Here is an 18,374-nt window from a genome sequence, read left to right as displayed (position 1 = left end):
GGCTCCGCTCGTTCTCACTTGGCCGTGCCGAGCGCGGGAATCTGCGTGACCGTGTTGGTCGGCGGGCCGGCAAAGCTGGTCTTGAAGCCGCCGATGGAGAGCATGTCGATCTCCAACAGGAAGGGGCCGTCGGTGGACAGTGCCTCGTCCAGCCGCGCCGGCAGGTCGGCCAGATCCTTCACGCGAGCGTGCGGCAGCGCGATCGACTTGCACAGCAGGTCGTAGTCGGGCGTGTGCAGCTCGGCATAGCACTGGCGGCCGCCGTACTGCGCGTCCTGGATGTTCTTGATGACGCCGTAGCTCTTGTCGTTCATGAGCACGATCACCATCGGTGCCTTCTCCTGCACCATGCAGGCGAGCTCGCCCAGGTTCAGGATGAAGCCGCCGTCGCCGGCCAGGCAGAAGGTCTTGCGGCCCGAGCCCGTGACCGCCGCGCCGATGGCCGCGCCGATGGCCATCGGCATGCCCTGGCCGATGCCGCCACCCGTGGCGTGCACGCCGGCGCTCGGCTCGAAAATGCGCAGTTCGCGGTTGCCCCAGGTGCTGTTGGAGACGGTCACGTCGCGCACCCAGTTGAACTGGCGGCCCGCTGCCGACTGGATGCGGCGCACGAGTTCGGCGTACGGGCCGAGGCCGTCGCGCAGCGTCGCAACGGCCTGGTCGTGCGCGGCGCGCAGGTCGACCAGCAGTTGTGCGTCGGCCCGGTAGCCCTTCGCCTCGAGGCGATCTGCCAGCCCTTCGAGCGCGAGTGCCGAATCGCCGCAGACGAAGGCTTCGGAGGCATAGCAGCGGCCTTCGGCGGCTGCATCGGCATCGATGCGATACAGCGGACGCGGCAGCTTCAGCTCGTACTTGAGCGTCTCGTTGCCGCGCAGGCGCGAGCCGACCACGAGCATCGCATCGCAGGTTTGATAGAAGGCCTCGACCGGCTTCTGGATGTTGTAGGCGCCGAGCGAGCCGGCATCGTCCTCGGGCACGGTACCGCGGCCCTGCGTGGTGGTGACCACGCCGAAGCCGAGCTTCTGCAGGCGCTGGATCGCATTGCGAGCGTGGCGCGCACCGCCGCCGACCCACAGCAACGGGCGCTTGGCAGCTGCCAGGCGTGCGGCCAAGGTGTCGAGTGCCGCGCTAGACGGCACGGGCCGCTCGACGGGCAGCGGCGACAGGTCGGCAGGCATCGTCATGAGCGCCGACTGGATGTCGATCGGAATCTCCACGCTCACGGGACCGGTGGGCGCCGTCAGCGCGAGCTGCACCGCGCGCTTGAGCGTGCCGAGCGCCGTCTCCACGCTGCGCACGCGCAGGGCCGCCTTCGACACCGCCTTGAGCATGGTGAGCTGGTCGGGCGCTTCATGGATGTACGACATGCCCTTGTCGAGGTAAGGCGTCTCGATCTGCCCGGTGATGTGCAGCAGCGGCGCGCCGGCGGTCAGCGCCTCGACCAGGCTGCCCGCGATGTTGCCCGCGGCCGGCCCGGTGCTGGTGATGCACACGCCCAGGCTGGCGGTGGAGCGCGCATAGGCGTCGGCCATGTTGCCCGCGCCCGCCTCGCCGCGCGCCGAGATGAAGCGCACCATGCCACGCTGCGCGAAGGCATCGAGGATCGGCATGTTGTGGATCGAGATCACGCCGAAGGCCGCCTTCACGCCGCACTGTTCGAGAAAGGCCGCGACGACTGCGCCGACCGTGACCATGTTGTTGTTGGATTCATGCATGGCGCGACAGGCCTCCGGAAATATCGATGTGGCTGCCCGTCGTATATGAAGCGAGAGGCGAAGCGAGGAAAAGGATCGCGCGTGCGGCTTCGGTCGGAAGCCCCAGGCGACCCAGCGGGATGTGCTTGTTCTGCGCGAGCTGGCCGCTCCAGGCGGACCAGTCCTGCGACTTGTCTTCGCGCGCCTCGAAGCGGCGGCGCCACTGGCCCGACTCAACCAGGCCGATCAGGATGCCGTTGACGCGCACGCCCTGCGGCGCGAACTCGGTGGCCATCGAACGCACGAGGTTCAACAGGCCCGCGCGCGCGGCCGAGGTGGCGACCATGTGCGGCTCGGGCTGGCGTGCAAGCAGCGAGTTGGCGCAGACGATGGCCGCATCGTTCAGCACCGCGCGCTGTGCGACAAGCTGCGGTAGGAAGGCGCGCGTCGGGTTGATGACCGAGAAGAACTTCAGGTTGAGCTCTTCGGTCCAGGCCGCGTCGTCGGTCGTGGCGAAGGTGGAGACGCGCCCCTGCCCTGCGTTGTTGACGAGCATCGAGGCGGCGCCGAGTGCGGCCTCGCTCGCGGCAGCGAAGGTCTTGACCGCAGCGGCGTCGAGCACGTCACAGGGCTGGGCGAAGAGCTTGGCGTGCGGGAACTGCTCGCGCAGACCGGCCACTGCGCGGTCCAACCGCTCGGCATTGCGGCCGCACAGCGCGACGGCGGCACCGCTCGCAAGCAGCAGCTCGACCGTAGCGAGGCCGATGCCCGAGGAACCACCCGTGACCACGGCCACGCGGCCGGCCAGCGCATCGGCGGCAAAGAAATGAGGAGAAGAAGACTGCACTGTCATGACCGTCATGCGCTGCGAAGCGGCACCACCTTGTTGTCGCGGGCGGGCGAATAGTTCAGCAGGCTCGAGATCTCTTCAGCGGTGCTGCGCACGCGCAGCACCATCTCGTCCATGCGGTTCTCCTCGATGTGACCGGAGGTGATGGTCGCGCCCAGCGCCGCCACGATGTGGCCGCTGTGGTCGCGCACCGGCGCGGCGATGGTGGAGATGTTCGATTCGAAAAAGCCTTCGCCCAGCACATAGCCGCGCGAGCGGTCGGCCTGCACCATGTCGAAGAGTTCGTTCACCGTCTTGGGCGTGCTCGGCGAGAAGGTCTCCAGCTTGTCCTCGGGATAGAGCGCACGAAGCTGCGGCAGCGTGAGGTCTTCGAGCAGCACGCGGCCGAGCACCGTGGCATGGGCCGGCAGGCGCGTGCCCACGGTGACCGAGCTGGCGAACGGCGTGGGCGGCGCGACCTTGGCGACGTAGACGATCGAGCGGCCGTCGCGCACCACCAGGTTGCAAGGCGTGCGCAGCTCGTCGCAGAGGCGATTGAGCAGCGGCGTGCCCAGTTGCGTGAGTTCCAGCGAGGCGAGGTATTCGAAGCCCAGGCGCAGCACCGCGAGGCCCAGGCGGTAGTCGCGGCCGCCCTCGGCGCGCTCCAGGAAGCCCATGTTCTCCAGCGTGGTGAGCAGGCGGAACACGGTCGAGCGCGGCAGGTCGAAGCGGCGCGCCAGCTCGGGCGCGGAGAGCGTGCGGTTCTCGCGGCTGAACTCGCACAGCACGCGCAGGCCGCGTTCGAGCGCGGGCACGTTGTAGCGGTCGGCGCCCTCTTCCATCGCTTCGTTGTCGTTGGTGGCCATGGTGATTGGTTGTTTCCGTTGGGTTGTTCTTTGGTGGCCCGGCTCAAGCGGCGAGTGCTTCGCGCAGCAGCGCGGCCACGGCCTCGGGCCGCTCCACGTAGCTGGCGTGCCCGGCGCCTTCGATGGGTTCGAGCGTCACCTTGCAGCCGCGCGCGACCTCGGCGCAGGCCTCGGGCGTGGTGACGACATCGAGCGTGCCACAGGCCACGCGCGCCGGCATCGCGGGCGGCAGGTCGGCGAGGAGGTCGCCGTTGCACAGCAGCTCGACGGCCTGGCGATAGCCGCCGTCGTTCAGGCGGGCCATGTTCCAGCGCACCCATTGGCGCGCGAGTTCGCTGGCGGTGTCGGAGACGAGGCGACCCGAGCGCTTGGCCGCCATGCCGGCGATGCCGAGTTCGTCGAGCGTGGCGAGGCGCTCGGTGCGCACCTTGGCGCGGGCTTCAGCGCGCAACGGCGCACCGTAGCCGGCGGCCGGGCTGATCAGCACAAGGCGGCGGATGCGCGAAGCCAGGGTTGAACCGCTGCGTGCAGCCGAAGCCGCCGTGAGCGCGCCGAGCGAATGACCCACGAGCACGCACGACTGGATGTCGAGCGCATCGAGCAAGGCATGCAGGCGTTCCGCGTAGTCCGCAGCGGATGGCGCCGCGGGCGCGAGCGGCGTCGACGCGCCGTAGCCCGGCGCATCCCACGTGATCACGCGGGCCTGTGGCGCGAGCAGCATCGCGACGTTGAGCCACGAAGCCGCGCCGGAGCCGATGCCATGCAGGCAGACGATGGCCGGACCCGTGCCGCGTTCGCGCACCGACACCACCGCACCGCCGCCGACCGGCACGTTGCGCGCGGGGAAACGGTCGTCCAGCAGCGCCAGTTCGGAGGCGGGCAGCATGAGTGCGTCGGTGGCCATCGCGTCGCTCATCTCGTCCTCAGCGCTTGATCTTGGCCAGCGGGTGGTCGGCCGGGTATGTCGGCTTGATCGGCTTCTGCGCGCCGAGCATCACGCACATCAGCGCGTCTTCGTCGCCGATGTTGATTTCCTCGCGGTACACGCCCGGCGGCACCGAGATGAGGTCGCGGTCGGTCATGATGGTTTCGAAGCGCTCGCCATCCTTCTCGATCACGACCTTGAGCTTGCCGCGGATGAGGAAGAACACTTCTTCCACATCGGTGTGCAGGTGCGGCGGGCCTTCGTGGCCGGCCGGGATCACCATGGTGGAGAAGGTGAAGTGTTCGGAAGGCACGGTGTTCGCGTCCTTCTCGACGCCGGTGCCGCCGGTGCCCACGTAGCGCATCTGCGCGCGGCGGAACTTGGGGTCGAAATCGGCCTGGAACTTCAGCGCGTCCCAGTCGTACTTGCGGGTTTCATAGCGCGCGATGCGGGTGTTCATCCACTCGGCAAGGCTGGTGCCCTCGGGCTGCGCCAGGGTGCTGGCGGCAGCGTCGTTGATCTTCTGTTGTTCGGACAAATCGCTCATCGGGTTTACTCCTTCGTCGGAAAAATTCAGTCAGTGCATCGCAAAGCCGCCGTTGACGGCCAGCAGCTGGCCCGTCACGAAGCGCGAGAGGCCGGAAAGCAAATACAGCGTGGCGCCGCACACGTCGGCCGCCTGCTGCTCGCGCGGAATGGCGCGGCCTTCGAGGTATTTCTGGTGGCGCGCCATCGGCACGTACTCGGTCGCCTCGACCAGCGTGAGGCCCGGGGCCACCGCGTTGACGGTGATGTTGTCGCCGCCCCACTCGCGCGCCAGCGAGCGCGTCATGGAGATGACCGCGCCCTTGCTCGATGCGTAGGCCAGCAGGTTGGGGGCGCCCCAGAGTGCGGTGTCGGAAGCCAGGTTGACGACGGCGCCGCGGCCGCTCTCGGCCAGCGCGCTGCGGCAGGCGCGGCCCATGAGCCAGGTGCCGCGCACGTTGACGTTCATCACGCGGTCCCACATGTCGATCTCGAGCTGGTGCGCATCGCGGCCGCCCGAGTTGGTGATGGCGGCGTTGTTGACGAGGCCGTCGAGGCCGCCGAGCAGGCGGATCGCCTCGGCGGCGCAAGCGTCGATGGAGGCCGGCTCCGACAGGTCGACGGTGAGCGCATGCGCCTTGTGGCCCGCTTCGCGCAGCGCCTTCGCTTCGGTCTCGGCGAGTGCGCCGAGGATGTCGGCCAGCACCACGCTCGCACCCGCCGCGGCGATGCACTGCGCGAACGCGAGGCCCAGGCCCCGCGCGCCGCCGGTCACGAGAACGCGGCGGCCGGCCAGCAAGTTCGCGGGCAGTTCGGCAAGCAGCGACCGCAGGCTCGACGGATCGGGAATGGCTTTGAGTTCAGTCATGGGATCGTTCAGTCGGCCTGGATGCCGAGCTCCTTGATGACCTTGCCGAAGCGCGCGTAGTCGGCCGCGTTGGTCTTGCCGAGCACATCGGCATCGCCGCCTACGGGCGTGGTGCCGAGCACGGCCATGCGCGCGACGATGTCGGGCATCTTCAGGATTTCGTTGAAGTGGCCGTTGAGCGTCTTCACGATCTCGGGCGGCAGGTTGCGCGGGCCCCAGAGGCCGTTCCAGGCGACGACCTCGACGTCCTTGTAGCCCAGCTCGGCGAGCGTCGGCACGTTCGGCGCGAGCGGCGAGCGCTGGGCCGATGCCACGGCCAGCGGCCTGAGCTTGCCGTTGGCGAAATAAGGCGCGACCGGACCGAGCGTGATGAAGGTGACCGGCACATGGCCGCCCAGCACGTCGTTGACCGCAGGCGCCACGCCCTTGTAGGGCACGTGCGCGAGGCTCGCACCCGAGGCGCGGGCGAACATCTCGCCCAGGATGTGCATCGGCGAGCCGCTCCCCGGGCTCGCGTACGAGAGCGATTTTCCGGCGCCCTTGGCGGCGGCGACCGCGTCCTTCGCGGTGGCGATGCCGCTGCCGCCACTCGCCACCAGGAAGAGCGGCTGGCTGCCGGTCTGCACGATCGGCGTGAAACCGGCGAGCACGTCGTAGCCCGAGGCGCCGTTGGTCTTCAGAACCAGCTGCGCGATCGAGAAGGTGCTGGGCGCGAGCAGCAGCGTGTAGCCGTCGGGCGCCGCCTTCGACACGTAGCCGCTGCCGATGATGCCGCTGGCACCCGGGCGGTTGTCGACCACCACCGGCTGCCCCACGCGCGCCGAGAGCTTCTCGGCGAAGAGCCGCGCCAGCGCATCGGTGTCGCCACCCGCCGGATAGGCCACGACCAGCGTGATCGGCTTGGCGGGGTAGTTCTGCGCCCAGGCAAGTCCGGTGGCGCAGGCGGCGGCCAGGGACATGGCGGCGGCGATGGCAAGGCGGCGTGTGTGTTTCATGGGTCCGTCGTGGTCGGCGTTTTGTTTCATTAGAGAAACAACGATTTATTAATGGAACGCACGAAGGATAATCACGAAGACAACTTCGTGACTAAGTAGAAACCCTAGATGTCGCAACCCAACGTTAAACAGGGCGGCCCTTTCGGACCGCCCTGCTCTCGGATGGGTGTCGTGCCTGCTAGCCGCCGTAGCGCGCCACGGTCAGGCCTTCCATGTCGATCTCGGGCGCCTTGCCGGCGATGAGGTCGGCCATCACGCGGCCGGTGCCGGCTGCCATGGTCCAGCCGAGCGTGCCGTGGCCGGTGCTCAGCATCAGGTTGGGGATGCGCGTGGCGCCGACGACCGGGGTGCCGTCGGGCGTCATCGGGCGCAGGCCCGTCCAGAAGGAGGCCTCGCGCACGTTGCCGCCCTTCGGAAAGAGATCGGTCACGACGTGTTCGAGCGTGTCGCGCCGCCGCGGGTTGAGCGCGAGGTCGAAGCCCGAGAGCTGCGCCGTGCCGCCCACGCGGATGCGGTCGCCCAGGCGGGTGACGGCCACCTTGAAGGTCTCGTCCATCACGGTGGATTCGGGTGCGCCGCCCGCGTCGGTGATCGGCACCGTGATCGAGAAGCCCTTGACCGGGTACACCGGCAGGTCGATGCCCAGCGGCTTGACCAAGGCGGGCGAGTAGCTGCCGAGCGCGACCACGTAGCGGTCGGCGGTGAAGCTTCCCTTGTCGGTGCGCACCGCGGTCACGCCCTTGGCGGCGTCGTGCTCGATCGCCTGGATGTTCACGCCGAAGCGAAAGGTCACGCCCGCCGCCTCCGCCAGCTTGGCCAGCGCCTGCGTGAACTTGAAGCAGTCGCCGGTCTCGTCGCCCGGCAGGCGCAGGCCGCCGACGAACTTCTCCTTCACCGCCGCGAGCGCGGGCTCGTAGGGCAGGCAACCGTCGCGGTCGAGCACCTGGTAGGGCACGCCGGAGGCCTTGAGCACTTCGACGTCCTTCGCGGTGCCGTCGAGCTGCTGCTGCGTGCGAAAGAGCTGCAGCGTGCCCTGCATGCGCTCGTCGTACTGGATGCCCGTGTCGGCGCGCAGGGCCTTCAGGCAATCGCGGCTGTATTCGGCCAGCCGCACCATGCGGCCCTTGTTGAGTTCGTAGCGCGCCTGCGTGCAGTTGCGCAGCATCGAGAGGCCCCAGCGCCACATTGCGGGATCGAGCATCGGCTTGACGACCAGCGGGCTGTGCTGCATCAGCATCCACTTGATGGCCTTGACCGGAACGCCGGGTCCGGCCCAGGGCGCGGAATAGCCGGGCGAGACTTCGCCCGCGTTGCCGAAGCTGGTTTCGAGCGCGGGGGCCGGCTGCCGCTCCAGCACCGTCACCTCGTGGCCGGCGCGTGCGAGGTAGTACGCCACCGAGGTGCCGATGACACCGCTGCCGAGAATCAGGACCTGCATGAGAACTCCCTCTTTCTTGTGAGCCGCAACGGGCCTGAGGGTACAGGCTAAGCGCTACAGGCCGAGTGCGTCCTGCAATTGGCGTGCCGGCCAGCGCTCCGGCCGCTGCGGCCAGGCTTCGAGCAACGCGACCATGCGTGCGTTGCGCGGCGCACTCAGGCCGTGCTCCTGCGCGAGGCGCACGACCTCGCCGCTGAGCGCGTCGATCTCCGTGCGTCGGCCGAGCGCAAGATCGTCGGCCATGCTGGAGCGCGCCTTGGCATCGATGCGCAGCATGCGCGCCGCGACGATGCGAAAGAGCCAGTCGGGCAAGCGCAGCAGGCTCGCCAGCCGCTGCGCCGGCACGGCCGCCACCTGCGCGGGCGTGATGCCGCTCACGCCGAGCACACCCAGGGTTTCGTCGATGAGCGCCGCAAAGCACTGGCGATACCCGCGATGCATCAGCTCTTCGCGCAGCGGCAGGCCCGAGAGCGCGTTGACCGGGTTGTTGAGGTTCAGCAGCAGCTTGCCCCACTGCACCGGCAGCAGGTCTTCGTGCAGGTCGAGCGGCACGCCGGCGCGCTCGAACACGGGGAGCCAGGGACGCAGCGCCGCGTCGTCCTTCGCGGCGAGCCGGCCGGGCGTGCCGCGATGGAAGGCGCCGTCGCCGATCTCGGCGACGTTGTACGGCACCATGCCCGGCAGCACATTGAGCGACGGGCCGGCCTGCGATGCGGCGGCGCTGTTGGAGATGCCGTTCTGCAGCGAGACGACCGTGGTGCCCGCGGGCAGCGAGAAAGCCAGTTCGCCCGCTGCCTCGGCGGTGGCGCCGCTCTTCACGCAAAGGAGCACCAGCGCGGGTTTGGCGCCGGCGGGCACCTGCTCGCACAGGCGCAGCGCCGACGGCAGGATGTGGTGCTTCGCGCCGTCGAGGTCGCTGAGCGAGAGGCCGTGGTCCGCAAGCTTCTTGAGCACGCGGGGCCGGCCGACGAAGGTGACGGGCACGCCCGCCGCGGCGAGCCGGCCGCCGATGTAGCAGCCGATGGTGCCCGCGCCCATCACGAGCACCTCGCCATGCGGCGCGCCAGACACCTCGCCGGGCAGCGCGCCTGTCATCAGACGCGTTCCGCGACCCAGCCCTGAACCGACTTCAGCGCGGCAGGCACGCCCGCCGCATCGGTGCCGCCGGCCATGGCCATGTCGGCCTTGCCGCCGCCCTTGCCGCCGACCTGCTGCGCCACGAAGTTGACCAGCTCGCCGGCCTTGGCCTTGCCCACGGTGTCGGCGGTGACACCGGCCGCGATCTGCACCTTGTCGCCGTCGACGGCGGCCAGCACGATGATGGCGGTCTTGAGCTTGTCTTTCAGTTTGTCCATGGTGTCGCGCAGCGTCTTGGCATCGGCGCCGTCGAGCTTGGCCGCGAGCACCTTGATGCCGTTGACGTCGATGGCCTGTGCGATGAGTTCGTCGCCCTTGGACGATGCGAGCTTGCCCTTGAGCGAGCCCACTTCGCGCTCCAGTGCCCTCACCTGCTCCAGCACCTGCGTGAGGCGGCCTTGCAGCTCGGCGGCCGGCGACTTGAGCGTGGCGGCCACGCTCTGCACGGTCGATTCGAGGTCCTGCAGGTAGGTGAGCGCGTTGGCGCCCGTGACCGCCTCGATGCGGCGCACGCCGGCGGCCACGCCGCCTTCGCTGACGATCTTGAAGAGCCCGATGTCGCCGGTGCGGCCCACGTGGGTGCCGCCGCACAGTTCGCGACTCGTGCCGATGTCCAGCACGCGCACGGTCTCGCCGTACTTCTCGCCGAACAGCATCATCGCGCCGGTCTTCTGGGCCGATTCCATGTCCATCACGCGCGCCTGCGTGGCGACGTTGGCAAGGACTTCGGCGTTCACGCGCTTCTCGATCTCCAGGATCTGCTCGCGCGTGACGGGTGCGTTGTGCGCGAAGTCGAAGCGCGTCTTGTCGGCATCGACCAGCGAGCCCTTCTGCTGCACATGGTCGCCGAGCACTTCGCGCAGGGCCTTGTGCATCAGGTGGGTGACCGAGTGGTTGCGCATGGTCGCGTTGCGGCGCTCGCCGTCGACCGCGGCCTTGACCGCGTCGCCGACCTTGAGCGTGCCCTGGGTCTGCGTGCCGTGGTGGCCGAACACGTCGGCCTTGATCTTCTGGGTGTCGTCGACGCCGAACTGCACGCCCTCGGCGCTGAGCACGCCCTGGTCGCCGACCTGGCCGCCGCTCTCCGAATAGAAGGGCGTGGTGTCGAGCACGACGATGCCGGGCTGGCCTTCCTTCAGTTCATTCACCGCTGCGCCTTCGAAGTAAAGCGCGACGACCTTGGCGCTTTCCTCCAGGTGCTCATAGCCGGTGAAGGTATTGCCCGCGCCGGTGTATTCGACGTTGCGGTCCATCTTGAACTTGCCGCCCGCACGGCCCGCGGCCTTCTGCTTTTCCATGGCGACGTTGAAGCCGGCCTCGTCGACGCTCACGCCGCGCTCGCGGCAGACGTCGGCCGACAGGTCGAGCGGAAAGCCGTAGGTGTCGTGCAGCTTGAAGGCGACATCGCCCGGCAGCGTCTTGGCACCGCCGGCCAGGGCCGCATCCAGAATTTCCATGCCGTTGGCGAGCGTCTCGAAGAAGCGCTCTTCTTCGGCCTTGAGCGTGTCGGTGATGCGCTTCTCGTCGGCCACGAGCTTGGGATACGCATCGCCCATCAGCTTCACGAGGTCGGGCACCAGCTTGTGGAAGAACGGCTTCTTCTGGCCCAGCTTGTAGCCGTGGCGGATCGCGCGGCGCACGATGCGGCGCTGCACATAGCCGCGGCCTTCGTTCGAGGGAATGACGCCGTCGGCCACCAGGAACGAGGTGGCGCGGATGTGGTCGGCAATCACGCGCAGCGAGTTGTTGCCGAGGTCCTTCTCGCCGGTCTCGCGGGCCGCGGCCTTGATGAGCGCGTCGAAGATGTCGATTTCGTAGTTGCTGTGCACATGCTGCAGGATCGCGGCCAGGCGCTCCAGGCCCATGCCCGTGTCGACGCAGGGTGCCGGCAGCTTCTTGACCGAGCCGTCGGGCTGCATGTCGAACTGCATGAACACGTTGTTCCAGATCTCGATGTAGCGGTCGCCGTCCTCATCGGGGCTGCCGGGCGGGCCGCCGGGGATCTCGGGGCCGTGGTCGTAGAAGATCTCGGAGCACGGGCCGCAGGGGCCGGTGTCGGCCATCATCCAGAAGTTGTCGGACATGTAGCGGCCGCCCTTGTTGTCGCCGATGCGCACGACGCGCTCGGGCGGCAGGCCGATTTCCTTGGTCCAGATGTCGTAGGCCTCGTCGTCCTCGATGTAGACGGTGGCCCAGAGCTTCTCGGCCGGCAGCTTGTAGACCTTGGTCAGCAGCTCGAAGGCCCAGGTGAGCGATTCGCGCTTGAAGTAATCGCCGAAGCTCCAGTTGCCCAGCATCTCGAAGAAGGTGTGGTGGCGCGCGGTGTAGCCCACGTTCTCGAGGTCGTTGTGCTTGCCGCCGGCACGCAGGCAGGCCTGGACCGAGGCCGCGCGCACGTAGTTGCGCTTGTCTTCGCCGAGGAACACGTCCTTGAACTGGACCATGCCCGAGTTGGTGAACATCAGGGTCGGGTCGTTGCCCGGCACCAACGAGCTCGAAGCCACGACGGTGTGGCCCTTGGAGGCGAAGAAATCGAGAAAGGTCTTGCGGATGTCCGCGACCGTGAATGTGGGCTGGCTCATCTTTGGATTTCGTCTTCTGTCGAGGGCGGCCTGGCGATGGCGACCTCTCGTCGAAACCACTGCGTCGAACCGACCTAACTGCTTGATTTGCTTGAACAAACGATTATAGGTTTGCCCATGGAGCCCGGGCAGGCCCGGGGCCAACGGCATGATCGGGGCGCCGCGGCTAATATGCACCCTGGCGCCCGCGCGGCCGAACCAAACGCGGCGAGCCCCGTCCTATTCATATGCACAACATGAATCAAGGAGTCCGCATGGCAGGTCTTGAGGCCGAACACTGGAAGATCGAGGACCTCGATTTCTCGCGCATCGCGCTCGACAAGGTGCGCCCGGACGAGAATCTTTTCTACCTCGTGACCTCCGCCTCGTTCATCGAAAGCGGCTCGGACCTGTACACGCACAACCTGGTGGATTTCTTCCGCGGCGACGACGAAGTCACCGACTGGCTCTCCAACTACTGGGAGCCCGAGGAGCTGCAGCATGGCCAGGCCCTGCGCGCCTATGTGCGCCACGTGTGGCCCGAATTCGAATGGGACACGGCCTACCGCGGCTTCCTGGAGGAGTACGCGACCTACTGCAAGGTCGAGCTGCTCGCTCCCACCCGCGCCCTGGAAATGACGGCGCGCTGCGTGGTCGAGACCGGCACCGCCACCTACTACCGCGCCATGGCCCGCGCCACCGATGAGCCCGTGCTGCACGACCTGGCCACCCGCATCGCGACGGACGAGGTCAACCACTACAAGCACTTCTACCGGTTCTTCCGCCGCTACCGCGAAGAGGAAAAACTCAGCCGCTTCCGCGTGATCGGTACCATCGGCCGGCGCACGCTGGAGCTCAAGAGCGAGGATGCGGACTGCGCGATCCGCCACGTCGTGAAGGCCCGGGCACCCCACCGCGCCGACGACACGGCCTACGTGCAGGGGCTGAGCGCACGCATGAACAGCACCATCCGCACCAACCTGAGCGCCGGCAGCACGCTCAAGATGCTGATGCGGCCGCTGGAGCTGCCGGCCCGGGTGCAGACGGTGATCCAGTACCCGATCAAGCAGTTCATGCAGCACGTGTTCCTGCGCTAGCCCCTCACCCCCGCACCTTCCCCATCGCTGGGCATCACGGGAAAAATCGGTCCCCGCCGACAAAGGTTGGGCCGTTTTTCCGGCCTTGTCCTGCATGGGTTTTTCGCGCCCGCATGATTGAATTTGGTATCCGAATTTTTCATGGAGCGACAACGATGGAGGCCAAGGCATCAAGCCTCGGGGGACGGCAAGACAACCTGTTGGGCATCGGCGTGCCGGGGTTGGACGATGTGCTGGGCGGGGGCCTCGAGCCCCACCGGCTCTACCTCGTGGAGGGAACGCCGGGCGCCGGCAAGACGACGATCGCGCTGCAGTTCCTGCTCGAGGGGGCGCAACGGGGCGAATCGGTCCTGTACGTCACGCTCTCGGAAACCGAGAACGAATTGCGCGGCGTGGCCAACTCCCACGGATGGGACCTGTCGGGCATCCACGTGCGCGAGATGCTCCCCGCACAGGACAGCCTCCACCCCGAGGAGCAGTACACGATGTTCCACCCCTCGGAGGTGGAACTGAGCGAGACGACGCTGCGCATCCTCAGCGACGTGGACACGCTCAAGCCCTCGCGCATCGTCTTCGACTCGCTGTCCGAACTGCGGCTGCTGTCGGGCACTTCGCTGCGGTACCGGCGGCAGATCCTGGCGCTCAAGCAGTTCTTCGCGGGCCGGCAATGCACGGTGCTGCTGCTCGACGACATGACCGCCACCGAGCACGACCTGCAGGTGCAGAGCATCGCGCACGCCGTGCTGCGGCTCGAGCAGCTCAATTCGGACTACGGCTCGGCGCGGCGCCGCCTGCTGGTCGTCAAGTACCGCGGCCAGTCGTACCGCGGCGGATTCCACGACTACAAGATCCATCGCGGGGGCCTGCAGGTGTTTCCGCGGCTCGTGGCCTCCGAACATGCCACCAGCGGACCGCTGATCAAGATGCCCAGCGGCATCGCGGAACTGGACGACCTGCTCGGGGGCGGCCTCGAGAAGGGAACGAGCACCCTGTTCGTCGGCGCGCCCGGCACGGGCAAATCGTCGGTGGCCGTGCAGTTCGCCATTGCCGCCGCCCGGAGGGGCGAATGCGCCGCGCTTTTCATCTTCGACGAGAGCGTCAACACGCTGCGCACGCGCTGCGCCGGCCTGGGGATGGACCTGGAGCCTCACCTCGCGTCGGGACACCTGCGCATCAAGCAGGTCGACCCCGCCGAGCTCTCGCCGGGCGAGCTGGTCCACGAGATCCGCCTGGCCGTGACCGAGCATGCCGCCAAGGCCGTCGTTATCGACAGCCTGAACGGCTATCTCAACGCCATGCCCGACGAGCGCTTTCTCATCGTCCAGCTGCATGAACTGCTGACCTACCTCGGGCAGGCCGGTGTGGCCACGCTGCTGGTCGGCGCGCAGCATGGGCTGATCGGCATGCAGATGCAGACGCCGGTCGATGCCAGCTACCTCGCGGATGCGGTCGTGCTGCTGCGCTACTTCGAATTCGAGGGCGAGGTCCGCCAGGCCATCTCGGTGCTCAAGAAACGCGGCAGCGCGCACGAGCGGACCATCCGCGACTTCTGGATGGACGGCCGCGGGCTGCACGTGGGCGAGCCCCTGCGCCACTTCCGGGGCATCCTGAGCGGCATTCCGGTGCCCATCGATGGCGTCAGCGCCACCCCGCCGTGACGACGAACACGGCGACCACCACGATCACGCACGAAGACACGCAACTGCGCGTCCTGCTCAGGACGGCCACGTCGAAGGACGCCGTGATGGCGACGGCCGTGCTCGAACGCGCCGGCATCGCGACCAAGGTTTGCGCCACGCTGCACGAACTGGTGCTGGAGATCGGCCTCGGCGCGGGCGCCGTGCTGGTGTCCGAGGAAATGCTGTCGGGCAACGATGCAGCCGCCCTGTCCGACGCGGTGTCGATGCAGCCGCCCTGGTCGGACCTGCCGGTGCTGGTGCTGGCCAAGCAAGGCGCCGATTCGCGCGCCGTTGCCGTGGCCATGGAAGGCATGGCCAACGTCACGGTGCTGGAGCGGCCGATTCGCGTGGCAGCGCTCGTGAGCGCACTGCGAAGCGCCTTGCGGGCCCGGCGACGGCAGTACGAGCTGCGGCGGATCCTCAATGACCTGAACGAGGCCGACAAGCGCAAGACCGAATTCCTCGCCACGCTGGCGCACGAGCTTCGCAACCCGATGGCGCCGCTGAGCACCGCGCTCGCCATCCTCACGCGCAAGACGCTCACGCCCGAGGCCGCACTGCCCTACTACCAGCTCATGGGCCGCCAGATCGACCACATGGTGCGGCTCGTGAACGACCTGATGGAGGTCTCGCGCATCACCCGCGGGAAGATCGAACTGCAGCTCGGCGAGCTGATGGTCGACCAGGTGATCCGCGATGCCGTGGAGCTCAGCCGGCCGCTGATGGACGCCGGCCGGCACCAGTTGCAGGTGCACGCACCGGATGCTTCATTGGCCGTCGAAGGCGACGGGGTGCGGCTCACGCAGGTGTTTTCCAACCTCCTGAACAACGCGGCCAAATACACGCCCGAAGGCGGCCGGATCGACGTGTTCGTCGAGCGCGACGGCACGGATGCGGTGGTCCGCGTCCGCGACAACGGGGCTGGCCTTCCGCCGGACATGCTGGGGTCGATCTTCGACATGTTCGTGCAGGTGAGCGGCACGGCCAGGGCCGCCCAGGGGGGCCTGGGCATCGGACTCACGCTGGTGAAGAGCCTGGTGGAGCTGCATGGCGGCACGGTCAGCGCGAAGAGCGACGGGCTGGGCCAGGGCAGCGAATTCGTGGTGACGTTGCCGTTGGCGATCGCGCACGATGCGGGGGCCGAGAAGAACGCCGTCCCCTCCACCGAAGCAGCCATCGCGCGGCACAGCATCCTGGTCGTCGACGACAACCGCGATGCGGCGGAGTCGCTGGCGGCGCTGCTGGGCCTTCTCGGGGCGCGCACCGCCGTGGCGTTCAGTGGCGTCGAGGCGTTGAAGGCGGCGGACAGTTTTCGTCCATCGCTGGCGATCCTGGACATCGGCATGCCCGGAATGGATGGCTGCGAACTGGCCCGCAGGCTTCGCGCCGACCCGGCGCACCGCGGACTGACGCTGGTCGCACTGACGGGCTGGGGCCAACCGGACGACCGGGCGCGCATTGCCCAGGCCGGCTTCGACCATCACTTGCTCAAACCCGTCGATATGGAGGAGTTGTCGGTGGCGCTGCGGCGGCTGGCGCAACGCTAGCTGAAGGCCAAGCGTCGTTTCACGCGCCGCTGAACCGGCGCAGCGCGCGGTGGCCGAGCCTGGTGAGTTCGGTGACCGTTGCAACGGGTACGCCGGCCTCGGCGGAGCGCGTCTGTGGAAGCACCGCCTTGACGCAGCCCTCCTGCAGCAGGGCCTGCACTGCGGCAATGCCCTGCGCACCCGCGACGGTGGCGGGCAATCGCTGCGTGGAGAGGTAGTGCAACAACGTATGGCGCATCTTCTTGAATCCCTGAACGCTTGATGGAGATGCGGGGCGCGGAAAAAGAAATCTTGACGACCTTCAGCCTCGAGGAACCGCTCGATGAGCGGGTGCAAAAGCAGATGCAGAAGCGACCTCTACCAACGCCGGAAGACCGTCAAGATTCAGTATCGTTCTCCAACCTTAAGCCGGGCTGAAAACCGGTTGCCCGTCCTCGCAATCAAGGTAACAAGATTAGTGAAGCGCCCGGTCACCCGCCAGTGCCGAAAGTCACCTGCAATCGACAGCCTTTCTGATCGAACCTGTTCATCGCCCCGCCGCGGCGGTTTCTTCAAGGCCTCTCACAAATGCTGCGCAACGATCACCACCGCACCGGCCAGCGAGATGGCCCCACCAATGACTTTTCTGAACGTCTTCATGCGACTCTCCAACAAACAGTGAGTCCTGATGGTGCCGCGTTTGCACTCCCCGCGGAGTTGGCAATATTCATGCGCGGGATAGAGACAACCGATCTGAAGGAAGGCTCCGTGGACTCAAGTCGCAGAGGTCAGGCCTGGCTTGCGACTGCCATCCAGCGAATACAGCTGCGGCCGATCTTCCGCGAGGACATCGGCAGGCCCATGCTCCGCGCCACGCGGTTGCCGATAAAGCTCGTTCTCGAGCCGCCTGACACGCTCGGCGTACATCCGCGCCAATGCGCTGTGGTGCTCCGCGGCCGCCTGGTGTTCGATGCGTGCCATCTGCGCTTCCTCGAGCAATGCCGAAGCCCTTTTGAGGTATGCGGCATGGCTGGGACGAAACAAGAAGTCGAAGGTCATTTCATGCTCCTTGCCGCAAGAGTGCGGTCAGGAGATGATGTTCCTCCCGCAGGCCGCATGAAGTCTGTCAGCGCGCGCCTACCCCGGTTTCTGAAACAACTGCATTTTTCCCCCTAGCACATGGCCATGTCAGGTTTTCCATTTTCAATGGGGACAATGTTGTGGAAAACCATGTGTGAAGCGTTCAGGATCGTTGCCTGGCGTGGCCTGCAACACGGTGCCTGCAAAAGCAGCAGCAGGCGAAAAATATCTGGGGCCGCCGCGGATTTCGTTCCTTGCCGGACACAAATGTGGCGTCTGGTACAATCCGCCTTCGCCCGGACTTGCTCCGGGTGTTGCCTGGCCAGGCAAGCCGAATCTCACACCGGCGCGTCGAAGTCACTGCGACGAGAAAAACAACAGGGTGGCTTCCGCAATTGAACATTTGCCGTAACCGTGGACCGCGTGAGAGTTCACGACCACATTCCAAAGCCCGCCTCGTGCGGGCTTTTTCATTGGGCCGATCCGTCTGGTCTAACCCGCGAGTTGGCTCTCGAGCTCCCGCTCCGCCCCGCGCGGAAGCTCGGCCAGGAACGTCGACACGATGATGGCCGCGGCCCGAGCCACTTCGAGCACTTCGGTGATGCCGAACTGAAGCGAAGCCGTCTTGCCCGTGGAGCCGAGCGGCCGGCGCAACTCGAGAAGAACCTCGGCCGCCAGTTCGCGATCGGTGCGCGCACGGCCGTCCGGCCGCATCACCCATCGATCGACCTGGTCGAACGGCATGCTGCGAAAAACCCCTACGACGGGGAAATACTGGAACCGATCTTCATCAAGCCGGATCGGGATGCTGAAGCGGCACACGAATGTGCCCACCTCAGGTGACAGTTCATTCATAACTCCCATGAGACACCTCTTTTTTGTTGAAAAGAGTGTGCTGCAGCGATCCGCACGTTGGGAATGTTGATCTGCGACATAAGGCACAACAAGACACAATTACACAAACTTGATGGCCTGAAGTGGCATTAATTCACAGCCGTTTGGAACGCCAGAGGCAAAAAAAACCCAGCACCAGGCTGGGTTGAATCTCTTTAAGTGCTGTCACACACAGAGAACTCGCAGTTCGAAGCGAGTTCGCAAAATCTAGGGCTTCGCACAAGCCACCTCTGTAAGACGAGACCGACACTTCAGACGCA

Annotated in this window: 16 protein-coding genes; 3 read left to right on the top strand and 13 right to left on the bottom strand. The window is 67.0% G+C overall.

The window, feature by feature from the left end; genetic code table 11:
- Positions 1-14: 14 nt before the first annotated feature.
- The 10 genes from GNX71_RS13140 to alaS form a co-directional block, all read right to left on the bottom strand.
- Positions 15-1,715, bottom strand: coding sequence for a thiamine pyrophosphate-binding protein (locus GNX71_RS13140; protein WP_206178720.1), 1,701 nt, complete (start codon positions 1,713-1,715; stop codon positions 15-17).
- Positions 1,708-2,547: an SDR family oxidoreductase gene (locus GNX71_RS13135; RefSeq protein ID WP_206179456.1), complete on the bottom strand. Its 840-nt coding sequence runs from the start codon at positions 2,545-2,547 to the stop codon at positions 1,708-1,710. Before GNX71_RS13135 ends, GNX71_RS13140 begins: the two co-directional genes overlap by 8 nt.
- Before the next feature lie 5 nt (positions 2,548-2,552).
- Positions 2,553-3,389 (bottom strand): IclR family transcriptional regulator, encoded by an 837-nt coding sequence (locus GNX71_RS13130; RefSeq protein WP_206178719.1) that lies wholly within the window; start codon positions 3,387-3,389, stop codon positions 2,553-2,555.
- A gap of 43 nt (positions 3,390-3,432) precedes the next feature.
- Positions 3,433-4,305 (bottom strand): alpha/beta hydrolase, encoded by an 873-nt coding sequence (locus GNX71_RS13125; protein ID WP_206178718.1) that lies wholly within the window; start codon positions 4,303-4,305, stop codon positions 3,433-3,435.
- A 7-nt stretch (positions 4,306-4,312) separates the two neighbouring features.
- The gene (locus tag GNX71_RS13120) at positions 4,313-4,861 is read right to left on the bottom strand and encodes a cupin domain-containing protein (RefSeq protein ID WP_206178717.1); all 549 of its coding nucleotides are present in this window, start codon (positions 4,859-4,861) and stop codon (positions 4,313-4,315) included.
- A gap of 30 nt (positions 4,862-4,891) precedes the next feature.
- On the bottom strand, positions 4,892-5,707 hold the full coding sequence (locus tag GNX71_RS13115) for an SDR family oxidoreductase (RefSeq protein WP_206178716.1): 816 nt from the start codon (positions 5,705-5,707) through the stop codon (positions 4,892-4,894).
- Between the two features lie 8 nt (positions 5,708-5,715).
- The gene (locus tag GNX71_RS13110) at positions 5,716-6,702 is read right to left on the bottom strand and encodes a tripartite tricarboxylate transporter substrate binding protein (RefSeq protein ID WP_206178715.1); all 987 of its coding nucleotides are present in this window, start codon (positions 6,700-6,702) and stop codon (positions 5,716-5,718) included.
- A 178-nt stretch (positions 6,703-6,880) separates the two neighbouring features.
- Positions 6,881-8,140, bottom strand: a complete 1,260-nt coding sequence (locus GNX71_RS13105) for a D-amino acid dehydrogenase (protein WP_206178714.1) — start codon at positions 8,138-8,140, stop codon at positions 6,881-6,883.
- A 54-nt stretch (positions 8,141-8,194) separates the two neighbouring features.
- Positions 8,195-9,235, bottom strand: coding sequence for a 2-dehydropantoate 2-reductase (locus GNX71_RS13100; protein WP_206178713.1), 1,041 nt, complete (start codon positions 9,233-9,235; stop codon positions 8,195-8,197).
- Positions 9,235-11,859: an alanine--tRNA ligase gene (gene alaS, locus GNX71_RS13095; protein WP_206178712.1), complete on the bottom strand. Its 2,625-nt coding sequence runs from the start codon at positions 11,857-11,859 to the stop codon at positions 9,235-9,237. The genes GNX71_RS13100 and alaS overlap by 1 nt, the downstream gene beginning before the upstream one ends.
- Positions 11,860-12,113: 254 nt before the next feature.
- Between alaS and GNX71_RS13090 the strand changes: the two genes are divergently transcribed.
- The 3 genes from GNX71_RS13090 (at position 12,114) to GNX71_RS13080 (ending at position 16,161) form a co-directional block, all read left to right on the top strand.
- Positions 12,114-12,935 carry a ferritin-like domain-containing protein gene (locus tag GNX71_RS13090; protein ID WP_206178711.1) on the top strand — a complete coding sequence of 274 codons (822 nt, stop codon included), beginning with the start codon at positions 12,114-12,116 and terminating at the stop codon, positions 12,933-12,935.
- Between the two features lie 155 nt (positions 12,936-13,090).
- Positions 13,091-14,593 (top strand): ATPase domain-containing protein, encoded by a 1,503-nt coding sequence (locus tag GNX71_RS13085; RefSeq protein WP_206178710.1) that lies wholly within the window; start codon positions 13,091-13,093, stop codon positions 14,591-14,593.
- Complete coding sequence (locus GNX71_RS13080; protein WP_241027257.1) at positions 14,590-16,161, top strand: ATP-binding protein; 1,572 nt, start codon at positions 14,590-14,592, stop codon at positions 16,159-16,161. Before GNX71_RS13085 ends, GNX71_RS13080 begins: the two co-directional genes overlap by 4 nt.
- A 19-nt stretch (positions 16,162-16,180) precedes the next feature.
- Here the strand turns inward: GNX71_RS13080 and GNX71_RS13075 are convergent, their stop codons facing one another.
- The 3 genes from GNX71_RS13075 to GNX71_RS13065 all read right to left on the bottom strand — a co-directional run bounded on the left by GNX71_RS13075 (position 16,181) and on the right by GNX71_RS13065 (position 18,075).
- The gene (locus GNX71_RS13075; protein ID WP_206178709.1) at positions 16,181-16,399 is read right to left on the bottom strand and encodes a hypothetical protein; all 219 of its coding nucleotides are present in this window, start codon (positions 16,397-16,399) and stop codon (positions 16,181-16,183) included.
- Between the two features lie 515 nt (positions 16,400-16,914).
- On the bottom strand, positions 16,915-17,199 hold the full coding sequence (locus GNX71_RS13070) for a hypothetical protein (RefSeq protein ID WP_206178708.1): 285 nt from the start codon (positions 17,197-17,199) through the stop codon (positions 16,915-16,917).
- A gap of 513 nt (positions 17,200-17,712) precedes the next feature.
- Positions 17,713-18,075, bottom strand: a complete 363-nt coding sequence (locus GNX71_RS13065) for a hypothetical protein (RefSeq protein ID WP_241027256.1) — start codon at positions 18,073-18,075, stop codon at positions 17,713-17,715.
- Between the last annotated feature and the right edge of the window lie 299 nt (positions 18,076-18,374).

Origin of the sequence: Variovorax sp. RKNM96 (assembly GCF_017161115.1) — a bacterium.
Classification (GTDB): Bacteria; Pseudomonadota; Gammaproteobacteria; order Burkholderiales; family Burkholderiaceae_C; genus Variovorax.
The sequence above is the reverse complement of the archived record's forward strand: the minus strand, read 5'-3'. Positions and strand labels throughout refer to the sequence as shown.

Bases quoted from the DNA above. Each gene is read 5' to 3' on its own strand.
- GNX71_RS13075 (WP_206178709.1), bottom strand. From the start codon at position 16,399: ATGCGCCATACGTTGTTGCACTACCTCTCCACGCAGCGATTGCCCGCC.
- GNX71_RS13125 (WP_206178718.1), bottom strand. From the start codon at position 4,305: ATGAGCGACGCGATGGCCACCGACGCACTCATGCTGCCCGCCTCCGAA.
- GNX71_RS13100 (WP_206178713.1), bottom strand. From the start codon at position 9,235: ATGACAGGCGCGCTGCCCGGCGAGGTGTCTGGCGCGCCGCATGGCGAG.
- GNX71_RS13085 (WP_206178710.1), top strand. From the start codon at position 13,091: ATGGAGGCCAAGGCATCAAGCCTCGGGGGACGGCAAGACAACCTGTTG.
- GNX71_RS13105 (WP_206178714.1), bottom strand. From the start codon at position 8,140: ATGCAGGTCCTGATTCTCGGCAGCGGTGTCATCGGCACCTCGGTGGCG.
- GNX71_RS13115 (WP_206178716.1), bottom strand. From the start codon at position 5,707: ATGACTGAACTCAAAGCCATTCCCGATCCGTCGAGCCTGCGGTCGCTG.
- GNX71_RS13090 (WP_206178711.1), top strand. From the start codon at position 12,114: ATGGCAGGTCTTGAGGCCGAACACTGGAAGATCGAGGACCTCGATTTC.
- GNX71_RS13130 (WP_206178719.1), bottom strand. From the start codon at position 3,389: ATGGCCACCAACGACAACGAAGCGATGGAAGAGGGCGCCGACCGCTAC.
- GNX71_RS13140 (WP_206178720.1), bottom strand. From the start codon at position 1,715: ATGCATGAATCCAACAACAACATGGTCACGGTCGGCGCAGTCGTCGCG.
- GNX71_RS13065 (WP_241027256.1), bottom strand. From the start codon at position 18,075: ATGAATGAACTGTCACCTGAGGTGGGCACATTCGTGTGCCGCTTCAGC.
- alaS (WP_206178712.1), bottom strand. From the start codon at position 11,859: ATGAGCCAGCCCACATTCACGGTCGCGGACATCCGCAAGACCTTTCTC.
- GNX71_RS13120 (WP_206178717.1), bottom strand. From the start codon at position 4,861: ATGAGCGATTTGTCCGAACAACAGAAGATCAACGACGCTGCCGCCAGC.
- GNX71_RS13110 (WP_206178715.1), bottom strand. From the start codon at position 6,702: ATGAAACACACACGCCGCCTTGCCATCGCCGCCGCCATGTCCCTGGCC.
- GNX71_RS13135 (WP_206179456.1), bottom strand. From the start codon at position 2,547: ATGACAGTGCAGTCTTCTTCTCCTCATTTCTTTGCCGCCGATGCGCTG.
- GNX71_RS13070 (WP_206178708.1), bottom strand. From the start codon at position 17,199: ATGACCTTCGACTTCTTGTTTCGTCCCAGCCATGCCGCATACCTCAAA.